This is a genomic window from Rhodopirellula bahusiensis (assembly GCF_002727185.1).
Classification (GTDB): domain Bacteria; phylum Planctomycetota; class Planctomycetia; order Pirellulales; family Pirellulaceae; genus Rhodopirellula; species Rhodopirellula bahusiensis.
In genome coordinates, this window is the sequence record NZ_NIZW01000031.1 from 34,664 (window position 1) to 53,661 (window position 18,998).

General features: G+C 54.3%; 15 protein-coding genes. 10 read left to right on the forward strand and 5 right to left on the reverse strand.

The window, feature by feature from the left end; translation table 11 throughout:
• Window positions 1-22: 22 nt before the first annotated feature.
• Both CEE69_RS27305 and CEE69_RS27315 read right to left on the reverse strand, forming a co-directional pair.
• Complete coding sequence (locus tag CEE69_RS27305; protein ID WP_158231084.1) at window positions 23-190, reverse strand: hypothetical protein; 168 nt, start codon at window positions 188-190, stop codon at window positions 23-25.
• 345 nt (window positions 191-535) lie between these two features.
• On the reverse strand, window positions 536-1,768 hold the full coding sequence (locus CEE69_RS27315; RefSeq protein WP_099263740.1) for a DUF1559 domain-containing protein: 1,233 nt from the start codon (window positions 1,766-1,768) through the stop codon (window positions 536-538).
• 487 nt (window positions 1,769-2,255) lie between these two features.
• Between CEE69_RS27315 and CEE69_RS27320 the strand changes: the two genes are divergently transcribed.
• The 6 genes from CEE69_RS27320 to CEE69_RS27345 all read left to right on the forward strand — a co-directional run bounded on the left by CEE69_RS27320 (window position 2,256) and on the right by CEE69_RS27345 (window position 10,528).
• Window positions 2,256-2,798 (forward strand): sigma-70 family RNA polymerase sigma factor, encoded by a 543-nt coding sequence (locus tag CEE69_RS27320; RefSeq protein WP_099263768.1) that lies wholly within the window; start codon window positions 2,256-2,258, stop codon window positions 2,796-2,798.
• A gap of 16 nt (window positions 2,799-2,814) precedes the next feature.
• On the forward strand, window positions 2,815-4,578 hold the full coding sequence (locus CEE69_RS27325) for a LamG domain-containing protein (protein ID WP_099263741.1): 1,764 nt from the start codon (window positions 2,815-2,817) through the stop codon (window positions 4,576-4,578).
• Window positions 4,579-4,641: 63 nt separating this feature from the next.
• Window positions 4,642-6,048 carry a Gfo/Idh/MocA family protein gene (locus CEE69_RS27330; RefSeq protein WP_390180006.1) on the forward strand — a complete coding sequence of 469 codons (1,407 nt, stop codon included), beginning with the start codon at window positions 4,642-4,644 and terminating at the stop codon, window positions 6,046-6,048.
• Window positions 6,049-6,085: 37 nt separating this feature from the next.
• Complete coding sequence (locus CEE69_RS27335; RefSeq protein ID WP_099263742.1) at window positions 6,086-6,532, forward strand: hypothetical protein; 447 nt, start codon at window positions 6,086-6,088, stop codon at window positions 6,530-6,532.
• Between the two features lie 158 nt (window positions 6,533-6,690).
• The gene (locus tag CEE69_RS27340; RefSeq protein WP_233215697.1) at window positions 6,691-8,781 is read left to right on the forward strand and encodes a sugar-binding protein; all 2,091 of its coding nucleotides are present in this window, start codon (window positions 6,691-6,693) and stop codon (window positions 8,779-8,781) included.
• Window positions 8,782-9,151: 370 nt separating this feature from the next.
• A complete protein-coding gene (locus CEE69_RS27345) occupies window positions 9,152-10,528 on the forward strand; it encodes a hypothetical protein (RefSeq protein ID WP_233215698.1) in 1,377 nt (458 codons plus the stop codon).
• A gap of 38 nt (window positions 10,529-10,566) precedes the next feature.
• On the opposite strand, the gene CEE69_RS27350 is transcribed toward CEE69_RS27345, so the two are convergent.
• From CEE69_RS27350 to CEE69_RS27360, 3 genes are all read right to left on the reverse strand, one after another.
• Window positions 10,567-11,472: an alpha/beta hydrolase gene (locus tag CEE69_RS27350; protein ID WP_233215699.1), complete on the reverse strand. Its 906-nt coding sequence runs from the start codon at window positions 11,470-11,472 to the stop codon at window positions 10,567-10,569.
• Between the two features lie 496 nt (window positions 11,473-11,968).
• Complete coding sequence (locus CEE69_RS27355; RefSeq protein WP_099263745.1) at window positions 11,969-12,982, reverse strand: hypothetical protein; 1,014 nt, start codon at window positions 12,980-12,982, stop codon at window positions 11,969-11,971.
• 209 nt (window positions 12,983-13,191) lie between these two features.
• Window positions 13,192-15,012 (reverse strand): SulP family inorganic anion transporter, encoded by a 1,821-nt coding sequence (locus tag CEE69_RS27360; RefSeq protein ID WP_099263746.1) that lies wholly within the window; start codon window positions 15,010-15,012, stop codon window positions 13,192-13,194.
• Window positions 15,013-15,439: 427 nt separating this feature from the next.
• On the opposite strand from CEE69_RS27360, the gene CEE69_RS27365 reads away from it, so the two are divergent.
• The 4 genes from CEE69_RS27365 to CEE69_RS27380 all read left to right on the forward strand — a co-directional run bounded on the left by CEE69_RS27365 (window position 15,440) and on the right by CEE69_RS27380 (window position 18,988).
• On the forward strand, window positions 15,440-16,258 hold the full coding sequence (locus CEE69_RS27365; RefSeq protein WP_099263747.1) for a 3-keto-disaccharide hydrolase: 819 nt from the start codon (window positions 15,440-15,442) through the stop codon (window positions 16,256-16,258).
• 319 nt (window positions 16,259-16,577) lie between these two features.
• Window positions 16,578-16,892 (forward strand): 50S ribosomal protein L21, encoded by a 315-nt coding sequence (gene rplU, locus CEE69_RS27370; RefSeq protein WP_099263748.1) that lies wholly within the window; start codon window positions 16,578-16,580, stop codon window positions 16,890-16,892.
• A gap of 71 nt (window positions 16,893-16,963) precedes the next feature.
• Window positions 16,964-18,013: a serine/threonine protein kinase gene (locus CEE69_RS27375; protein ID WP_390180007.1), complete on the forward strand. Its 1,050-nt coding sequence runs from the start codon at window positions 16,964-16,966 to the stop codon at window positions 18,011-18,013.
• Between the two features lie 309 nt (window positions 18,014-18,322).
• The gene (locus tag CEE69_RS27380) at window positions 18,323-18,988 is read left to right on the forward strand and encodes an FKBP-type peptidyl-prolyl cis-trans isomerase (RefSeq protein ID WP_099263750.1); all 666 of its coding nucleotides are present in this window, start codon (window positions 18,323-18,325) and stop codon (window positions 18,986-18,988) included.
• Window positions 18,989-18,998: the final 10 nt, after the last annotated feature.

Sequence of the window (18,998 nt, forward strand, 5' to 3'; positions counted from 1 at the left end):
ACATTCAGTTGACGACGGGCAATCAGAACTTCTCGAACGAGACTTCTTCGGTCGCTTCACCATCCGCACCAATGCCGGCGGCTTCGTCCATCGATCTGAAATCCTCTTCGCTGTAATCGAGCAGCACGGGCTCGTCGGAAGAGCACCCAGGCAAGAACGACAAACCGCCGAGACAAAACAAAAGGGCCATCAAGTTTCGCATGTTTACCAATTTTTCAAATGAGGAGGAGTGAACTGCGAAAACGAAACAGATCGTTCTCGCGAGTATCAAGAAAGAGGTGTCGAATTGATCGATCCCCCATCGCTAAGCAGCTGGGCAGGAATGATCGGGCAACTCCATGTGAGCCGTTTGGGCGTTAGCGGGCTGTTGATTGAATGAGCCGTACCGCGTTCGCGGTGGTTGGTCAGACGCCAACCGGGGCTAACGCCCATCGGCTAATTGTTGTCATTCGGTATTCGACTAAATCAACAGCCCGCTAGCCCCGGTTGTACGCGGGAATAGTGGCGTGTGGCAAAGCAGTTCAAATGCCGAAACTTAGAACTCTTCGTCGATGACTTCCTTGTTAGCGCGAGTCCCGAGTGCACCCCACAAACCGTAGGGGCTGGTCCGTCCCGCCGTTTGATCGCACCCGGCACGACCTGGATCGACAGGTGGAGCATCCGCATTGCCCGCGTCGATCGAATCGGTGACAAACTTCACCGCACCGTCGCCCATCAAGACATGGACGCCACCCTGGTGTCGACTGCTAGCGGTGAACGATCCAACGTGCTCGTAGGCATTCGCATTGCCAGCGTTTCGGGTGCAGCATGGTTTATTGGGAGCCAACATGGTGTTCATCCCCGAGAACGCAGCACCCGCGGCTGTCCAGCGAAAACCGCGTTTGACGTTTCCGTTGACCAACGGAACATAGTTGCCGTTGCTCAAGTCCCAGAATGTGGGACGTTCTGGGTCAACCAAAGTTGCACACGCATTTGGATTGGACAGAATCAGGTTGTTTGACGAGTTCGTTCCAATGGTCGTGGTGACGAAGTTGTCACCCAAATCGGTCGCAATCTCACCCATCGCGATCGTGTTGCTGAGCCCGTCCAAGATGTCACGGAATTTCATGCTTGCATGCGCGACAAAGAACCCGCGACATCGCGGTTCTGAGGATGCACCGGCAATGGTTTGATTGTTGTTGCGATGTTTGATTCCACGGTGGTTGTTCCAAATCCCATCGCCCAAACAGAACGCGTAGTTGGTTCGACCCAGGGCAGGCAAACCAAACCCAGGGTCGCTGGGGCATCGAATGGTTGGAATCTCCGTCCGAGCTGGGTTATATCGAGCAACATCCGAACCGCCGTAGGTGTGGTTGGAGCCAAATGGCCAGTACAAGATGGCAGTGTCGTCACTGACCGTCTTCACGGACATCTGCTCCCACAGACCCTGCTGTTCCATGAACGGCATCAATCCGATGAGTGCGCTGCCTTGGCTTTTCGTTGAACGACGGTTTTCCGATCCTTCGTTCCCATTGTTATTGGGTCCGCGAGACTCATCGCCATAGGGACCAGTCCCCTGAATGGGCAATTGGTTGAACGCCGAGTGATAGTTGTGCAGCCCCAAACCAAGCTGTTTGAAGTTGTTGCTGCAACTCATGCGACGTGCGGCTTCGCGAGCGGCCTGGACCGCTGGCAGAAGCAATCCCACCAACACACCGATGATCGCGATCACGACCAGCAACTCGACAAGTGTGAAGCCATCACGACTATGTTTTTGTCGTTTGTTCATCAAATGATTCCTGTCGCAGTCTGATAGATCGAACGGGATCCCATGCCGATGTTCACCCCGTGACTGCGATCGCGGTGAGTGGCATTGAACCAAACAAGGGCGGTCCGTTTACCGCCTTGAGGGTTTACTGCCGTCCTCAAGACAAATAGCCAAAGAAACCTTCAAAAATCCACCATTTATTTCAATTGCGATTCATGGAATCATCCACCAAATCTATTCAATAGACTTATTAGAAGATGGACTCGAACTCTCACCTTCAAGTTCTCGCACCATGACTGCTATCTTTGTTCATCACAGAACAGAATTTGCCTGCTGACAAAATCTATGGAATTGGATTCGATTGCCGGCCAATTTCCTGTTGACCGGCAGTAACCCTTTGCACCGATTCCAAGCGGATCAGTTTCGCGGCTCTCCGAGCAGGTGGATCACCACTATTGCCGAGAGCGAACGAACTGATGAATCGACTCTCCAGGGAAGTGAATCGACAATGACAACCAACAATTCTCTTCATGCCCACGCTGAGGTGGAACGGTTTGTACGTTTGCTCACCGCGAACGAGAGACGACTACGCGCCTTCCTCTTCCAATTGGTCGTCGATCGCGACGCCGTGGATGAAATCATGCAGGATGCGTGCACGTCGTTGTGGAAGAAGTTCTCGCAGCTTGACGACGACGAGGGCTTCCTGCCTTGGGCTTACGTGGTCTGCCGATACGAAGTGTTGATGTATCGACGCAAGCGAGCGAGAGACCGGTTGGTCTTTGACGAAGGCCTGATCGAACAGATCGCGAACGAAGCAACGGAACGTGCGGCGGGTGACCAGATCGATCAAAGGCAGACGTACTTGAAGGATTGCCTGACGCAATTGCGAGAAGCCGATCGTCGGTTGTTGATGACCGCCTACGGTTCCAAAGCAACCATCATTGAAATGGCTGAACAACTCAATTTGACGTCCAACGCCCTTTACAAGACGCTGGGTCGTCTTCGTCGGCGATTGAAAGGCTGCGTCAAAGGAAAGCTGGCCACCTCATAACACTGGAACAAAGAACATGAACGACCGGTTGGAAGACCTAATCGACCAGTATTGCGCAGGATGCATCGAAGAGTCTGACTTCGTCGAGCTTCAAAGTCTGCTTCGCGAAAGTGAAGCCAATCGCCAACACTACTATGAGATTCTGCAAATCCATTCGGATCTGCATGAACTCGTTGACACAGAGCTGCACGACGAACAGGAGACTTCTCCACTCACCCGCACCTTCACCGATACAATTGCGGGAGAGAAGCCTCAAGCTAGCGTGTCGACTGAGGGATCAACCGGGTTCAACAGAATTTTTCCCACGCAAGCCTGGATGTTGGTTGCGTCCGTTTCATCCATCGCAGCAGCATTCCTGGCAGTCGTTGTTTGGCAACAATCACGTTCGTTGCACGAGCATGCGAACCAGCAAACTGTCCTGCCGTCCGGTCAGGAACGCAAGGTCGTGTCGGTGGTCAACGCGGCCAGGTCCTTGAGGCTTCCCACCCAAATCACGTCGCACAAAACAGACTCGTTGGCGATCCTTCAACAAGTGGTTGATCCAGTCTGGAACGACGGTGAAAAAGCGCCTCGTGTCGGCGATGAACTGACTGCTCAAACGCTGGATCTGCAGAACGGGATCGTTCATCTGGCCTTTCTCAACGGCGCTACCGCGATCCTGGAAGGCCCGGCCAGGTTGGATCTGATCAACCGTCAACTCGGTGTGTTGCATCACGGTAAGATCCGATGTTTCGTTCCAGAATCTGCTCATGGTTTCACCATCGAAACCTCGACAAATCGATTTGTTGATTTGGGCACTCAGTTTGGATTGGATGTGGGAATCGATGGCGAGCAGGAACTGCATGTTTTTGACGGGGAAGTCGAAATGCAGTCGATTCAAGATCGAGGAACAGCCCAACGGATTGTTTCTGGGTACGCGATTTCACGAGACGCTCCTGACCACGATTGGTCCACCGTTGCGACGCAACCAACACGATTCACTAGCGTTGAAAAACTGTGGGGACTGAAACAACGATCCGATCAGCGACGATACGAACGTTGGAAACAACACATCGAGACCGTGTTGGAGGATCCTGATCTGGTGGTGCTCTACGATTTCGAACCCGACGCTTCCGAACCAAGCCGACTGACCAACCAAAAGTCGGACTCCACTCACGGAACGATCCTGGGTTGCGAATGGTCTCGCGGTCGCTGGGATGGAAAGTATGCCTTGGAGTTCAAACGTCCAAACAATCGTGTGCAGTTCAACCTGCCGGGAACCTTTGACGATCTCACCATGATGACGTGGCTGCGAATTGACGGGTTTGATCGCTTCTTCAGTTCTCTCATGTCAACAGACCGGTTTGACAATCATCACATCCACTGGCATCTCAAATCCACCGGTCAAATCGGTTCGGGCATCAAACCTCCGTCCTCGCTTCGAGTGCTCTACGACACGGAAGAAACCTTGGGTTACGAAGACCTCGGTCGCTGGATGCATCTCGCCTTGGTGGTCAACCAAACCGATCAAACGGTGACTCATTTCCTCAATGGCCAAGTTGTCGGCCAGTTCCCTCTTCACACGGGCAGTGAAAAAATGCGAACCGACGTGTTCGGCAATGAGACGTGGCCCATCCGAGTCGGGAAAGCAGAACTTGGTAATTGGAGTCCGGCGGAAGATTACGACGAATGGCTGGTGCGGAACCTAAATGGTCGCATTGATGAATTCTCCGTCTTTCGACGCGCTCTCGGCGACCAAGAAATCCAACGGTCCTACGAACTGGGAAAACCAAATTCGTGATTCCCAATCGCGATCAACCCAACTCTGTTTCTTCTCAAACTCAATTTCTTCCTTCCTATATCCATGCCAGCTCAATCCACGAAACCAAACGTGTCGATTCAATCATCCACCACTCGTCGACGATTCCTGTCACGTTCCGCAGCATTGTCTGTCGCAACACTGGCACCGACCCACTTGCGTTCGGTCCTTTCTGCGGAACCTGATTCAGCCAACGACCGTCCTGGATTGGCTCTTGTCGGCGCTGGCCGGATGGGGCACAACCACCTGCGATTTGCCAAAGGCATGTGCGATGTCGTCGCAGTTTGCGATGTCGATCAAAACCATCGCCAAAAAGCGGTTCAGAATCTGAGCGGCGGCAAAGCCTTGGGAGTCAACGATTATCGCGAAGTGTTGGACAACAAAGAGGTGGATGTCGTTTACATCGCCACACCCGATCACTGGCACGCCAAGATTCTGATCGAAGCCATGTTGGCGGGCAAAGACGTCTACTGCGAAAAGCCTTTGACACTGACCGTCGATGAAGGCAAGCAAATTCGAAAGGTACAACAGCAAACCGGACGCATCGTCCAAGTTGGAACAATGCAGCGAAGCTATCTGGATTTGTTTGTCAAAGCGGTGGCCATCGCAGGCTCCGGTAGACTCGGACGCATCCTTCGAGCAACGGCATCGATCGGAGGGAGCTCGGGTTCCGGACCCATTCCCGTCGCGAAGGTTCCCAAGTGGCTGGATTGGAACCAATGGTTGGGGCCCGCCCCCGAATCACCCTTTCGACTGATCGCGGATCCCAAAGCGGACGAGTGGCACATCGGCAAAACAAACGCTCATCAAAACTTCCGTTGGTGGTATGACTACTCCGGCGGCAAAATGACCGACTGGGGTGCCCACCACGTCGACATCGCTTGCTGGGCTTTTCGCGAAGCCGGCCAATCCGACGCGCTGGTTTCGATCGAGGGGAATGCCAAGATGCCGGTGCCGTACGAAAACGGTTTCCCAACTCAAGCGGATCAATACAACACCGCTCATTCGTTTTCGATACTTGCCAAGATGAAAGATGGCACGGAGCTTCATATCAAAAGCGAAGGCAGGAACGGCGTTCTGTTGGAAGGCACTCGCGGCCGCATCTTTGTCAGTCGAGGCGACTTGACCGGTGCCCCGGTGGAGCAGTTGAAAGACAACCCGTTGCCAGAAGATGCCGTCGCGAAGGTCTATCGCAACATGCCAACGCCGTACAACCAGCATCGCAACCACTGGGCCAACTTTTTCCATTGCACACGGGAACGAGTCGAACCGATTTCAGACGTGACCAGTCACCTTCGAGCGATTGACATTTGTCACCTCGCCAACTTGTCGGCTCGGTTTGGGCGGTCACTTCGTTGGGATGCGGAAACGGAACAAATTCTCGGCGATGACGAAATGAATTCTCTGCTGGCGCGCCCTGCTCGTTCCGGTTTCGAGACTAAACTCTCCTGAGTTGAATCGTTCACGTGCCACAGCCTCTTCCCACCCAATGATCAATCAAATCGATGAGGAAAACGGATCGTTGGTGATCCGTAGCTATCCCACTTGGATCGCCGGGTTCTGTTTGATTGTGCTGGTGGCGGTGATAGTCCAATTTGTTCGAGGTCAACTGGCTTGGATCGATGCTGCCATTCCCACCTTTGTTGTGATCGTCGCGGCATCGGTCTTGGAATACAAAGTCGCCATCTTTCGACGAGGCGATCCGAACGTGTTGATCCAGTCGATTCGTTTGCTTCACCGCAAAGAAACGCGAATTCCAATGGATCAAATTCGCTCCGTCCATCGCAGCACAGGACGGGGTGGCCACTCCCATGCCGGAGTGGTGGAACTGAGAACCGTGGATGACGCTGTGTCAGTGACCTCCGTGGCGGCGTTGGGTCCTCGCAAACAAGTGGTGGCGTTGAAAGCGATCCGCGAATTTTTGTCTCTCGGTTGAACGCGATTTCGCGGCTCGCACGCAGGTTTTTCCTGACACGGCGTGTGGTTGTTGGTGGTCGAGACTTGCTGAGTGAGTCATCATGGTGATCCGGTCGGGCGATCCTCTTGTCGTTCTCGACTTGCTGCTTGATCATCAACAACTGCTGAGACATCACCATGAATTGGTCTTCGAACATCCGACTCGCATGGATGCCGTTTTTAGTCGCGGCCTGCATTGGTTTGCTTGGTAACTCGTATGCAACTGGAACGGAAACGTCAGTCGGGAATGCGGACTCCGCGGGTGCGGTCCAAGCACTCGAGGAATTCTTGAACGATCATTCGACCGAAGACTTCCAAACGATTGCAGAGCTACCGTGGAGCTCGACCGCATTGACTGCTCAGGACGTCGTTCGAGCGAGAGAACTTTTGGCGGCAGCTCACAAGCGAGTTCTGCGCAAGACCCGAGCCGACGAGATGCAGAAAAAAGTGTTGACGCTCGGAGACTTGAAGATGCCGTTTGACTATCGCATTTTTGGTGAAGCACCCGAAGGCGGACGCAGTCTTTACATCTCCATGCACGGCGGTGGTGGTGCCCCGAAAGCGGTCAACGATCGTCAGTGGGAAAACCAGAAACGTTTGTATCAACCCGAAGAAGGTGTCTACGTGGCTCCGCGTGCTCCGACTGACACATGGAACCTGTGGCATCAAAAGCACATCGATCCGATGTTCGTGCGTTTGATTGAAAACATGGTCGCGTTTGAAAACGTCAATCCAAATCGCGTTTACGTGATGGGTTATTCCGCTGGCGGTGACGGGGTGTATCAACTGGCACCTCGTCTGTCCGACCGCTGGGCGGCCGCCGCGATGATGGCAGGGCACCCCAACGAAACGTCGGCACTGGGTCTCCGCAACGTTCCCTTCGCATTGCAAATGGGAGGCAAAGACGCGGCCTACAAACGCAACCAAATCGCGGCGGATTGGAAAACGAAGTTGGCCGAACTGCATGAAGCTGACCCGGAGGGATACAAACACTTCGTGAAGATCTACCCGAACAAAGGGCACTGGATGGATCGCGAAGATGCGGTCGCGCTTCCTTGGATGGCCAAGCACACTCGAAACGTGACCCCGTCCAAGATTGTGTGGGTCCAAGACGATGTGACTCACTCGCATTTCTATTGGTTGGGCGTGGAAGAGTCGTCGGTCAAAGCGGGTGCGACCATCATCGCAGCCGTCGACGGTCAAACGATTGACCTGACCTCCTCGGACGTGAACAAGATCAACGTCTTCTTGGATGACCGATTCATCGACTTGGACCAACCGATCCAAATCACCAGCGGAGGTCAAACGCTGTTCGAAGGGCAGGTCACGCGAACTCTAAAAACACTCGCGACAATCTTCGACGCGCGATCCGATTCCGAGCTCGCGTTCCCGAGTTCTGTCGAGGTGGAGATGCCCAAGCCGTTCCCTCAATCGTTGGTCCCTGCCAAGGATTTACCACGATACACGGCGGCGAAGATCGACACTGAGCTGTCGATCGATGGTCGCTTGGACGAGGAAGCTTGGCAGCAAGCCCGCAAGACCACGTCCTTTGTCGACTTGGTCAGCGGGCAACCCACTCGCCACGACACCCGCTCATCCATCCTGTGGGATAACGAGTTTCTTTACATCGGATTCTGGTTGGAAGAACCCAACGTCGACGCGGAGTACAAAGAGCGTGACGATCCGATTTACTACGACAACGACGTCGAAGTCTTCATCGCTGGAAAGGACGCCTACTACGAGTTCGAGATCAACTCCTATGGAACCGTCTACGAAGGCTTCTTTGTATGGCAGGAAGCGTACGAGAAAGGCGGTTATGCATCCGACCCACAACTTGCCAAAGACGCTCCGAATCAACAGGAGTTCGATGGCGTTGGGTTCACAAATCATCCACGCGGCAAACGCATCGCGTTTCTTGGCTACGACTTTCCCAATTTCAAATCCGCCGTTCACATCAACGGGACCTTGAATGACGATTCCGACGTCGATCAAGGTTGGACGGTCGAGTTGGCGTTTCCTTGGAAGGAGATGAATTGGCTTGCCAAGGGCGACAACCGATCACTGCCACCCAAGGTCGGCGATGAGTGGCGAATCGACCTTTTCCGATTCAACAAGACCAAGGCCCCCGAACCCGCCACCGACTCCGGAGGCTGGGCCCTCGGCAAACACGGAGTCTGGGACTCCCACATTCCAGAAACTTTCCCCATCATCACCTTCGCAGAAGAGTGATCAACACTCGCGAAGTTTCTGCAGGACAATTAACGCTCGAATGTCATAGGCAATGCCTAGCAGGCTATTGATTGACTGAACCATTTAGCCACGAGCGAAGAACAAGTGTCGGATTGAAATTGTGGCATAGGCTTCCAGCCTGTGTTCCGCGCAATCACAGGCTAGAAGCCTATGCCACATGTTTTCCGCTCGGTCCTCATGCTTTCGCCTCGGTTGTGCGTAGCTGCTGAAAGACCTGCGTGTTGCGACTGAAAATTTGCTTCGCACCCGTGGGATGCCTTATCCTTGTGGTTCTGCTTTTCGGATTGGACGGAGTCTTCGTATCCAGTTCTCCAAACCAGGTGGGTGCACAATGATTCGAGCGACGTCGATGGGATTCTTGATGGTGCAGGCCGTGTTGTTTTGTTGTCCGGCCGTTGCTGAAGAGTCGGAGAAACTCATTGCAAAGATTCAGTCCTTTGATGCGAAGGCGAGCCCGCTCACTGCCATTACGGGTTGCGAACATTCCGCGACTTGCTTGCTCGGCTATTACGACGGGAGCATCGAACGGTTGAACCTGGAAACCGGAATGAGGACCGAAGTCTGCCGAGGCGTTGCACCGATCCGTCACATCGCCCTGTCAAACGATGAACAGCAGTGGTGTGCGGTTGTCAGTGGTCAAGACGAAGAAGTCCATTTGGTCTTTGGTCAGTTTGATGGCTCGAGCGCGTTGAATGTCATTCCGCTCGCCACCGGCTTGAGGTTGCGAGGATGCTACGCCGAGTTCTCGCCTGACGGAAAGTTCATCGGCGTTTCTGTTCGCCGATTCAAAGATAATAGATCCGTGTTCTTCGTCGCTCACTGCGAAACCAATGAGATCCTTTGGGAATCAAACACCAAAAGCACAGTGACCAGTACTAGTGGCTTTCAACAATCGTTTGGGTTGACTTGGATCGGTGACCACAAGGTGGTTTTTCTTTCAAACCAATCCAAGTCTGGTTCGGCCATCCGAATCATCGACGCGGCGACTCTGATCGACATGTCGCCTCTGGATCGCCGACGACATATCAATCTGAAGAGAAAGTGGGAGTCCATTCAGGTTCCTGGAGAGATCCTGCAGATTCGCGCGGCGGTTGACAAGAAATCGATCATCGTCCTCTCTGACCTTGATCCAAAGACCACGCTTTTGAAGGTGGCTTCTTTCAAGTGTGCACTGTCCAACCCAGAAGGTCAGGCAAGTCCAGCAGCACAGGCTGAATTGCTGTCCCAAATGCCGCAGAGCCACTACCTGCGTGACCACGTTTATCTCATGAATGAAGAGGGCAGTTTTTTGGTCAACCTGACGCAACGCATCGCTGGCGGCGTTTCTGTTGCCTACGAGCTCTATGTGGCCCAGCCATCAGGCGTGAAGTTGATTGAACGATCAAACGCACCCGCCATTCTACTCGCCGCTGAGAACTCGGTGAGATTGCAACATGACCGAGACAGTGAGACTTCATTTTTGTTTGGAGACGCTAAAAACGATGAACGCCACAGTCTGCTCGCGATACGCCACTACCCGACAGAGACCCGTGACGACGGGGTCTTCGATTTGAACTTCCGAGGCAGGCATCCAACAAGTGTGATGGCAGGCGACAAGCCCAGGTACCTGGTGATTGCCGCAGTGAATGTGGTGCTTCCGTTCATTCCTGATGTCCCGACCCGAAAACAGCAACCGCCGGTGTCGCCGATCGTGGTTGCCGAATTGGTTCCCGCGATCGGGTCATAGCCCGGATCAGGCGATACTTCATCAGCGATGCGTTGCGATCAGTCCAACAGCTCGTTCAATTGCAGCCAACCTTTGAGTTGGTTGGGCCATTGGTCGACGGGGCGGTCGCCGCGGAACATGCCGAAGCCGTGGCCGCCAGTGGGGAAGAGATGCATTTCGGCTGGGACGCCGTGCTCGATGCAAGCCGAGTAGTAACGCAAGCTGTTTTCGACAGGAACAGCCTTGTCATCGCCTGCGTGCACCAAGAAAGTCGGGCATGTTGATGACGAGACTTGTTCGTCTCGCGACATTTGGTGCACCAATTCGTCACTGGGCGATTCGCCCAACAGGTTCTTCTTCGAACCTCCGTGTGTGACCGCTTTATCCAACGAGATCACCGGGTAGATCAACGCGGCAAAGTTGACGCCGGTTTGCGGGTCCGTTGCGATGGTCGATGCCAAGTGACCACCTGCTGAGAAACCCATGATGCCGACTTGGTCCGTTTTCAATTTCCACTCGTCAGCATGATCTCGCATCAACTTCACCGCTTGGCGAGCATCGCCCATTGGGATCGGATGCTTGTGAGCACCACCGCCACATCGGTACTTCAAAACGCCAGCCGTCACGCCTTGTTCTGCGAACCATTCCGCCACCACGTGGCCTTCTTTGTCGATTGCCAGCCCGCCATAACCGCCGCCGGGGCAGATCACGATCGACGTTCCTGAATGCTTGGCCGGGTCAGCGTGATAGATCGTCAATGTCGGACGCAAGATGTCCGTGACCCAGGCATTTCGATCGCCTCGATCGTGCAAAACTTCGGTGTCATCCGCTTCGGTGGATCCGAGTTCCTCGTCGGTCCAAAGTGGTAGCATTTCGGGTTCCGCAGAATGAGCGGATGTGGAAAGTGGCATCCAGGTGGCAGTGAAAACGGCAAGCGTCAGAGCAAACTTCCAGGAGATGTTCATGGGCAGGGCATTCGCGAACAGGGTGGGATGATTCGTTGAGAGAAACGAAATCATAACTCGTCACGCCGCGAAAAGTGTGAGTGGGTCGTCGTGCCCCGTGGCAAATCGCTTTTTCAAACCACCGCCAGTTAGCCGATGGTCCTTGAGCCTGGTCGCGTCGTAGAAACCGATGCGAACGCACTGCGGCTGGATTTCCTAAATCTACGAATGATTGGCCCTGAAGTGTTCTACTCCAGCCATCATAGGTTGTGCAGTTTTTAGAGCTGTGTTTGTGTCGTCTTGCGAAACTCGCTCGACGAAGGAGGTCGTGCAGTTTTGAAGTTGTTGTATTGCCACGCGTTTATCATCATCCTCCCCTTGGGAGGGTCGAGCGAAGCGAGGGGAGGGCTCAGCATTGAATCCAGCGCGTAACCCTCCCCGGCCCGAAGCGGGCCGACCCTCCCAAAGGGAGGGTGAAGTAAGACTGCACGACCAAATCAGTTGCAAGGATGCTACGTCAGTGTGTGGGCAATTCGTTGCTGCCCGCTTGGCTGACCCGGGGCGGGTTCAATTGCGATTCGTCCCACATCGGTTGTGGTTCGGGAACGGGGACCGACATGTCTGGCTGAGAGATGGTCGGAACGGATTGATGCTGAACCGGTTGGCTTCGGAAAGTCTGGTGGTAATCAGCCAGGTGCTGATCGAGGTTTCGTGAAAGCATGCGACCATTGGCGTGGCCGGCGATCACACAACCGTAATACAACGCCGCTCCACCATCGGGAATGAACCAGCTCGCAGTTCCCGCAACGTACGTTCCGTAGGCTGGGTACAGAATACGATTGGCCTCGATGATTCCCGCACGATCATGGCGATCATAGAGGTGAGCCATCACGTCTCGCGAAGCGATTGTTTCGTGCCAAGTAGGAAAGAACGTGTACGCCAACGCGTAGGTCCCTTGGTATCGGCGACGTGTGAAGTCTTTTGCATGTGCCAGTTCATGCAAGGCAATCGAGGGAACATCGCTGTACAGATGGACGGTCTGCGTGAATGGGTTGAAGTGGTCTCCGCCGAAGAAGCGACCTGGCAAAATCGTTTCGCCACCGACGGACAAAAGTCCCAGGGTATAGCGATATGGCCAAGCAACAGTTTTGTTCTGCCGCAATCGGTGAAAGTCCTTCAGCGGTGCATACTGGTTCACTCGCACCTTCACGTGAGGCAGATTGTTTTCGTCCAAGTATTCAGCGACTGTCTCGACGGTCGGGCTGGTGACATGGTGATTGTCGACCCGGTGATCCCACAACAAAATTTTGTCGGGGATGCCCCAAATCCATCCCGCGGTGTCGAGCACCTTGTGGGGTTCGCCGAATTCGACCTGACTGGATGAGTCGTTGAGCAACTCGGGCGCGATGTACTGCGGGCGAGCAGGAATGTGTGCAGGGGTCAGCACGTGGCAACCGGTGGAACTGAGCAGTCCCAACGTGGTCACCACGAGAGCCAAGAGTTGGCAACGAATCGCTGCGTGCACCTTCATTCCGCCAATCCCTTCACCGAATTCTGATGTCGACTGAGACTCGCGAATTGATTTTCGCGAGCGAGCCTATCCATGAACAGAAGCGAACCAGCAGGTGGCTCGGCTCCGCAGGATTTCTATCGGAAGGGGACCGGGTCCAGGACAAATCGAACTGGACCGGTCATGCGAAATTTACTGCCTTTGCCGGCAGTAGTTTCACATCAGCCGTTTCACGCCAGGCGGTCAGATGCCACGTGGTAGTGCGGGTCTTCGGAAACGTTCACTTCAACCAAGTCACCAGCCTGATTCAACAATGAGCGACACTCTTCGCTGAGGTGAGTCAGGTGCAAACGTTTGCCCGCGGCTTGGTACTTTTCCGCCAGTCCGTTGATGGCTTCCAAACCCGATTGGTCATAGACGCGGGTGTAGTAGAAGTCGATCACCACGTCATCGGGATCTTCCGAGACATTGAACATGTCTTTGAACGAAGAAACCGAAGCGAAGAACAATGGGCCATGCAGCTGATAGATCTTGCTGCCGAACTCGTTGATTTTGACGTCGGCACCAATGTGCGTGGCGTGTTGCCAAGCGAAGACCAAGGCCGACACGATCACACCCAAGATCACAGCCGATGCCAAGTCGTGCATCAACACGGTGTATCCCGCCACCAAGATCATCACAAACATGTCACTGCGTGGCATGCGGCGAAGCATCTTGATTGACGCCCATTCGAACGTCCCGATCACCACCATGAACATGACGCCGACCAAAGCCGCCATCGGAATTTGTTCAATCCAAGGTGCCAAGAACAACACGAACAACAACAAGCAGATTGCGGCTGTGATTCCCGAGAGTCGACCACGACCGCCCGAGTTCACGTTGATCAGCGACTGACCAATCATTGCACAGCCGCCCATGCCCCCGAACAAACCACACACCAAGTTGGCGGTGCCTTGCCCGATGCATTCGCGATTGCCTTGTCCGCGAGTTTCAGTGATTTCGTCGATCAGCGACAACGTCATCAGGGACTCAATCAGTCCAACGCCGCAAAGCACAATCGCGAAAGGGAAGATGATTTTCAGTGTCGCCCAATTGAACGGAACCATTTCGAATTCCATCCAGAAAGGCATTGGCAATCCGCCGCTGATGCCTGATTCGGATTCGGCCGTTTCTTCTGCACCGGGATCAGCCGGTGGCATTTCGATGTCTGGCGTGTCGGTTGCCGATGCGAAGGAATCTTTGATCGTTGGTCCGTCTTGAGCAACCACGGCACTGATCAACGTCGTTGATCCATCGGCCGAGTTGACCGGGTTGAATTGTGCCGCGTGCAAGGCAGCTTCAGCTTCTTCGGCTGCCATCGCTTCATTGGCGGCTTTGGTTTCAGCGGCGATGGTGTTGGTTCGCAGCATGTCGCCGACCGTGGCCAACAAGTTTTCGCCGGTGTCAGTCCGTTGCGATTCATTCACCGCAACGGCGATCAACGTGATACTCAGAATCGCAGCGAGCGAAGCAGGAATCGCCGTCGTGACCTTTGGCAACAACCAGATGATCGCCATCGTCAAACCGACCAAAGCCAGCATTGCGAAAAGAGGCAATCCATTCAGGTAAACCAAGGTTCCTGATTCAGAAAGTGTTTTGAAACTGCCTAACTGAGCCATCCCAATGACGATCGCCAATCCGTTGACAAATCCCAGCATCACCGGGTGAGGCACCATGCGGATGAGCTTTCCCAGTCGCAGCAAGCCGATGACGATTTGCAACACGCCGCACAGGATCACGGTCGGGAACAAGTACTCGACACCGTGATCGGCGACCAACGCCACGACCACAACTGCCATGGCTCCCGTCGCACCGGAGATCATCCCAGGTCGGCCGCCGACAACGGCCGTGATCAATCCCAGGAAGAAAGCCGAATACAAACCGATCAGAGGTGACACGCCAGCGACGAAGGCGAAGGCGATCGCTTCTGGTACGAGGGCCAACGCAACGGTGAGTCCAGAGAGAAGGTCGTTCTTAAACGAACTGGTTTGTTGACGAAAGAAGTTCAGCATTTTGGTTTCCGAAGCCGCGACTCATCGATTCAGTCGCTGGCTCTGCTAGGTCATTAGGGATGGAGCTTCCTCAAACCTAGGCCACCGTGAGACAAAAGCACGTCCGAATGAATATTCGGGGCATCAGCAAAACCCGATCGACTTACCGGTTAAGGTGTCGCGGGCGGGTGATAAAACCCAAGAAGCGACGCAGGTCAGTCCATTCATTCCTGCGTGAAAGCCGGACTATAATCCTGTCCTACCTTGGGTCAACGCGAATTCACTTGGCCCAGCCTGCCTTCCATCGGTGCCGTAATTCCCCGACATCGACCCGCCAGAAGTTCGAACGCAAACTAACGCGCTCCACACTTACTTTATGTTCATCCGAGGTGACTGATCGCCCCGGTACCCGCCCCATCTGACCCACCTAAATCCACAGAGTTCGATCATGCGGCTCATTTCAGATTTTTTCGCTGCTTTCCTGTTTCTTCAGCGAATCCCCACACCAACCGCTGTGGTGACACTGACCTTTGCCGGTTGTTGCCTGCTAAGCGATCCATCCACTTCGGTCGTTCGAGCGGATGAATCAGTGGAAAAAGCAGCCAATGTCAAATCGGACAATGTCTCGGTTCAGATCTTTGACACCAGCGCGCCGGGATGGCGGCAATTGGATGGCAGTGACTTTGTACGAGTCAACGGCGACGATCAAACATTGACCTGGGAAGGCACCGAGGCTCTCGGCAGCGGCCAACCCATCGGCGTCACTCGGACTAAATTCGAAGTCAAGAACTTTGAATTGGTCATTCAGTGGAAGCATCTCAAAGCGGCTGGCAACTCCGGTGTGTTCGCGTGGGTGCCGATGTCAGCTTTGAAAGACCTTCCGCCGAACAGGTTGCCCAACACAGGAATCGAAGTCCAAATGTTGGACCTCGACTATGGCCGGAAGTACACCGAATCGACGGGAAAACCACCGACGTGGTTCACCAGCCACGGTGACATCTTTGCGGTCGGCAAATCGTCGATGCAGCCGTTTCCGCCGCTCTCGCCCGATGGGCACCGCAGTTTCCCATCGGCCGAAACCACTCATCCGCACGGCGAGTGGAACCAGTACTACGTCCGCGGGATCAACGGCGAGATCCGTTTGTGGGTCAACGGGGTGGAGGTTTCCGGCGGTCGCAGTTGCTCGCCCGACGAAGGCTTCCTGTGCTTGGAATCGGAAGGCAGCCCCATTCGATTCCGTGAAATTTGGCTGCGTGAGCTTCCCTGAGCTCCGGTTTAGGAACCATTCGGAAACAACTTCGGGATCTAAAAGGTAGCGGAAGGGCGCGAGCCCTCTGGTGACACACCGGGCGGCTCGCGCCGCTCCGCTATAACCGAACTTAATTCCGAACGGTTCCTCAACACCAACAATTGTGAGACCGGGCGATATTTCGCTCAACCGAGCTATTTCCAAGCGTCGATCAACAGGATTCGCTCGCTTTGAAAAATCAGCCCTGGTCAAAACGATGGTTGGTCGCTATCCTTCGCGATTCGAAAATCCGACCTCCAGGTCAATTCCCACTTCACCCCGAACATTTTTTCCCGCCATGTATGCCATTTTTGTCGACGGTGGACGCCAATACCGAGTCGAGCCAGGAATGGAACTCGACGTCGATTACCGCGACATCGCAGCAGGAGAAAACCTGAAATTTGAAACCGTGTTGGCCGTTGGTGCCGATGACGGGCTAAAATTGGGTGCTCCGACTCTGGACGGTGTTTCGATCAGTGCATCGGTGTTGGGCATGTCCCAAGACAAGAAGATCTACATTCAAAAGTTCCGTCGTCGTAAGCACAGCAAGAAACGCACGGGACACCGCCAAAAAAACACCCGCATCCGAATCGAAGAAATCGCGGGCGTATGACGCTTTCCTGATCGGCTGAATCGATGCCCCACCTTCGCCTGAATGATTTTGAACTGGGCGCGGTTCTTGGTGTGGGCACGGTCGGCACGGTTTACGACGGGAAAATTCGTGACGACATCGAAGTCCACCCCGCCGCGGAAGCCATCCGCGGTCAGGACTTGGCCGTCAAAAAGCTGCACCCGGCCGTCTCACAAGACGACCTGATTCAGGCCCGCTTTCGCCGCGAAATGGTGATTTTGGAGCGATTGCAGCATCCCAACATCATTGGCTATTTCGGCGGCGGTTCCGAAGACGGTCAATTGTTCTACGTGATGGAACGTGTCGACGGCGGGACGATCAAGGATCTGCTGGAAACCAACGGAGCGTTGGCTTGGCCGGTCGTTGTCGACGTTGCTCGGCAAGTTTGCTCCGCTCTGCAATGTGCTCACAACCACGGCGTCATCCATCGCGATCTGAAACCTGGGAACCTGTTTCTCACACGCGATGCGCACGTGAAGTTGGGCGATTTTGGCATCGCTCGCGATCAACACTCATCGGATCTGACATCACAAGGTTTGACCGTCGGAACTCACGCCTACATGGCACCGGAGCAAATCACCGGTGATGAAACCATCAGCGGGAAAGCAGATTTGTATGCCCTGGGCTGCGTTCTGTTTGAAATGCTGGCCAATCGGAAAGTATTCGCGGGCGAGAACTTCGCACAATTGTTCGAGCAGCATTTGCGAACAAAGGCACCTGATATCGCTTCGATCGTTTCAGATGTGCCCCCGGAACTGAACCAAGTGATCGCGGAATGCTTGGAAAAGTCGCCCGACGATCGCCCATTCAACGCTCGATCGGTTCAAGGTGTGATGATCGAAATCGGCGAGAAATACGACCTCTCAGCATCCTCCACGCCGGCGACCCATGGCGACTCAGATCATTCCCAGGCTGAGAATCGTCACGCCGACGTCAGCGCTGACAGCGTGACTGAAAAAGGGCGTCGGTTGTTGGAAGAACAGATTCACTACCGTTTGGGCGGCACTTCTCGCGAAACCGTGGGCTTGGGAAAAGTCAGCGTCATCGTGATTGCGATCATCGTTCTGATCGCATTGGCTGTTTCGCTGTCGGGTGGTTCGTAGAAATTAATTCGAGCGACTTTCAGGCTCCGAATGGACTGCGTCGCCAGCGGCAGTGTCGGAAGAACGATTCGCGTTTTATTCCGGTCGAAATTGCTTGAAAAACGGCAATTCTGCACGAACGATCACACCCAATTCGCCGGGGCGTGAAGTATTCTGCCACGACTGGTATCTTGAATGCAGGCAGCACGAAGTCTCGAAGGTTGTCGGCGATTGTCTGCCAACAACGCGTCTGCTTGCCTCCCTCTTAGGACATTACCGATGCCCCCTCTCTCCCGCCTCATTCCCACCCTCTGTTTGGCCACGTTCGTCATGACCTCCCCCGGCAACGCTCAAGATGATTCAGCGGCCCAGGTCGACGATCAACTCGGCTACTTCCTCGGATTCACCGTTGGAAATTCTTTTGTGCAACAAGGTTTTCAACCTTCTGACTTCACCGTCGAAGGCATGAACCAAGGCTTGCAAGACGCGTTGTCGGAAAAGGACCCCGCATTGTCCGACGAACAACTGCAAGAAATTCAAGGCAAGATTCAGGCCATGATGCAAAAGCGTCAGGCAGAACGGATGGCCGAGCTGAAAAAGCAAGGCGTGATGAACAAAGAGAAAAGCGCCTTGTGGCTCAAACAAAACGCCAAGGCAAAAGGCATCAAAGAGCTCGAAGGTGGACTGCAATATAAAGTGGTCACAGAAGGCGAAGGGGCATCCCCATCCGCTGAAGACACCGTCGCGGTTCACTACACCGGTAAGTTGACCAACGGCGACGTTTTCGACAGCTCGGTCGAGCGTGGCCAACCGGCCAAGTTCCCAGTCGGTCGAGTGATTCAAGGATGGCAAATGGCTCTTCAGAAGATGAAGGTTGGATCAAAGTGGATGCTCTACATTCCACCAGAATTGGCCTACGGCGAAAACGGTTCGCCACCCAAGATCGGACCCAACGAAGTGTTGGTCTTCGAAGTCGAGTTGCTTGAGATTCTGTAGGTCGCCACGG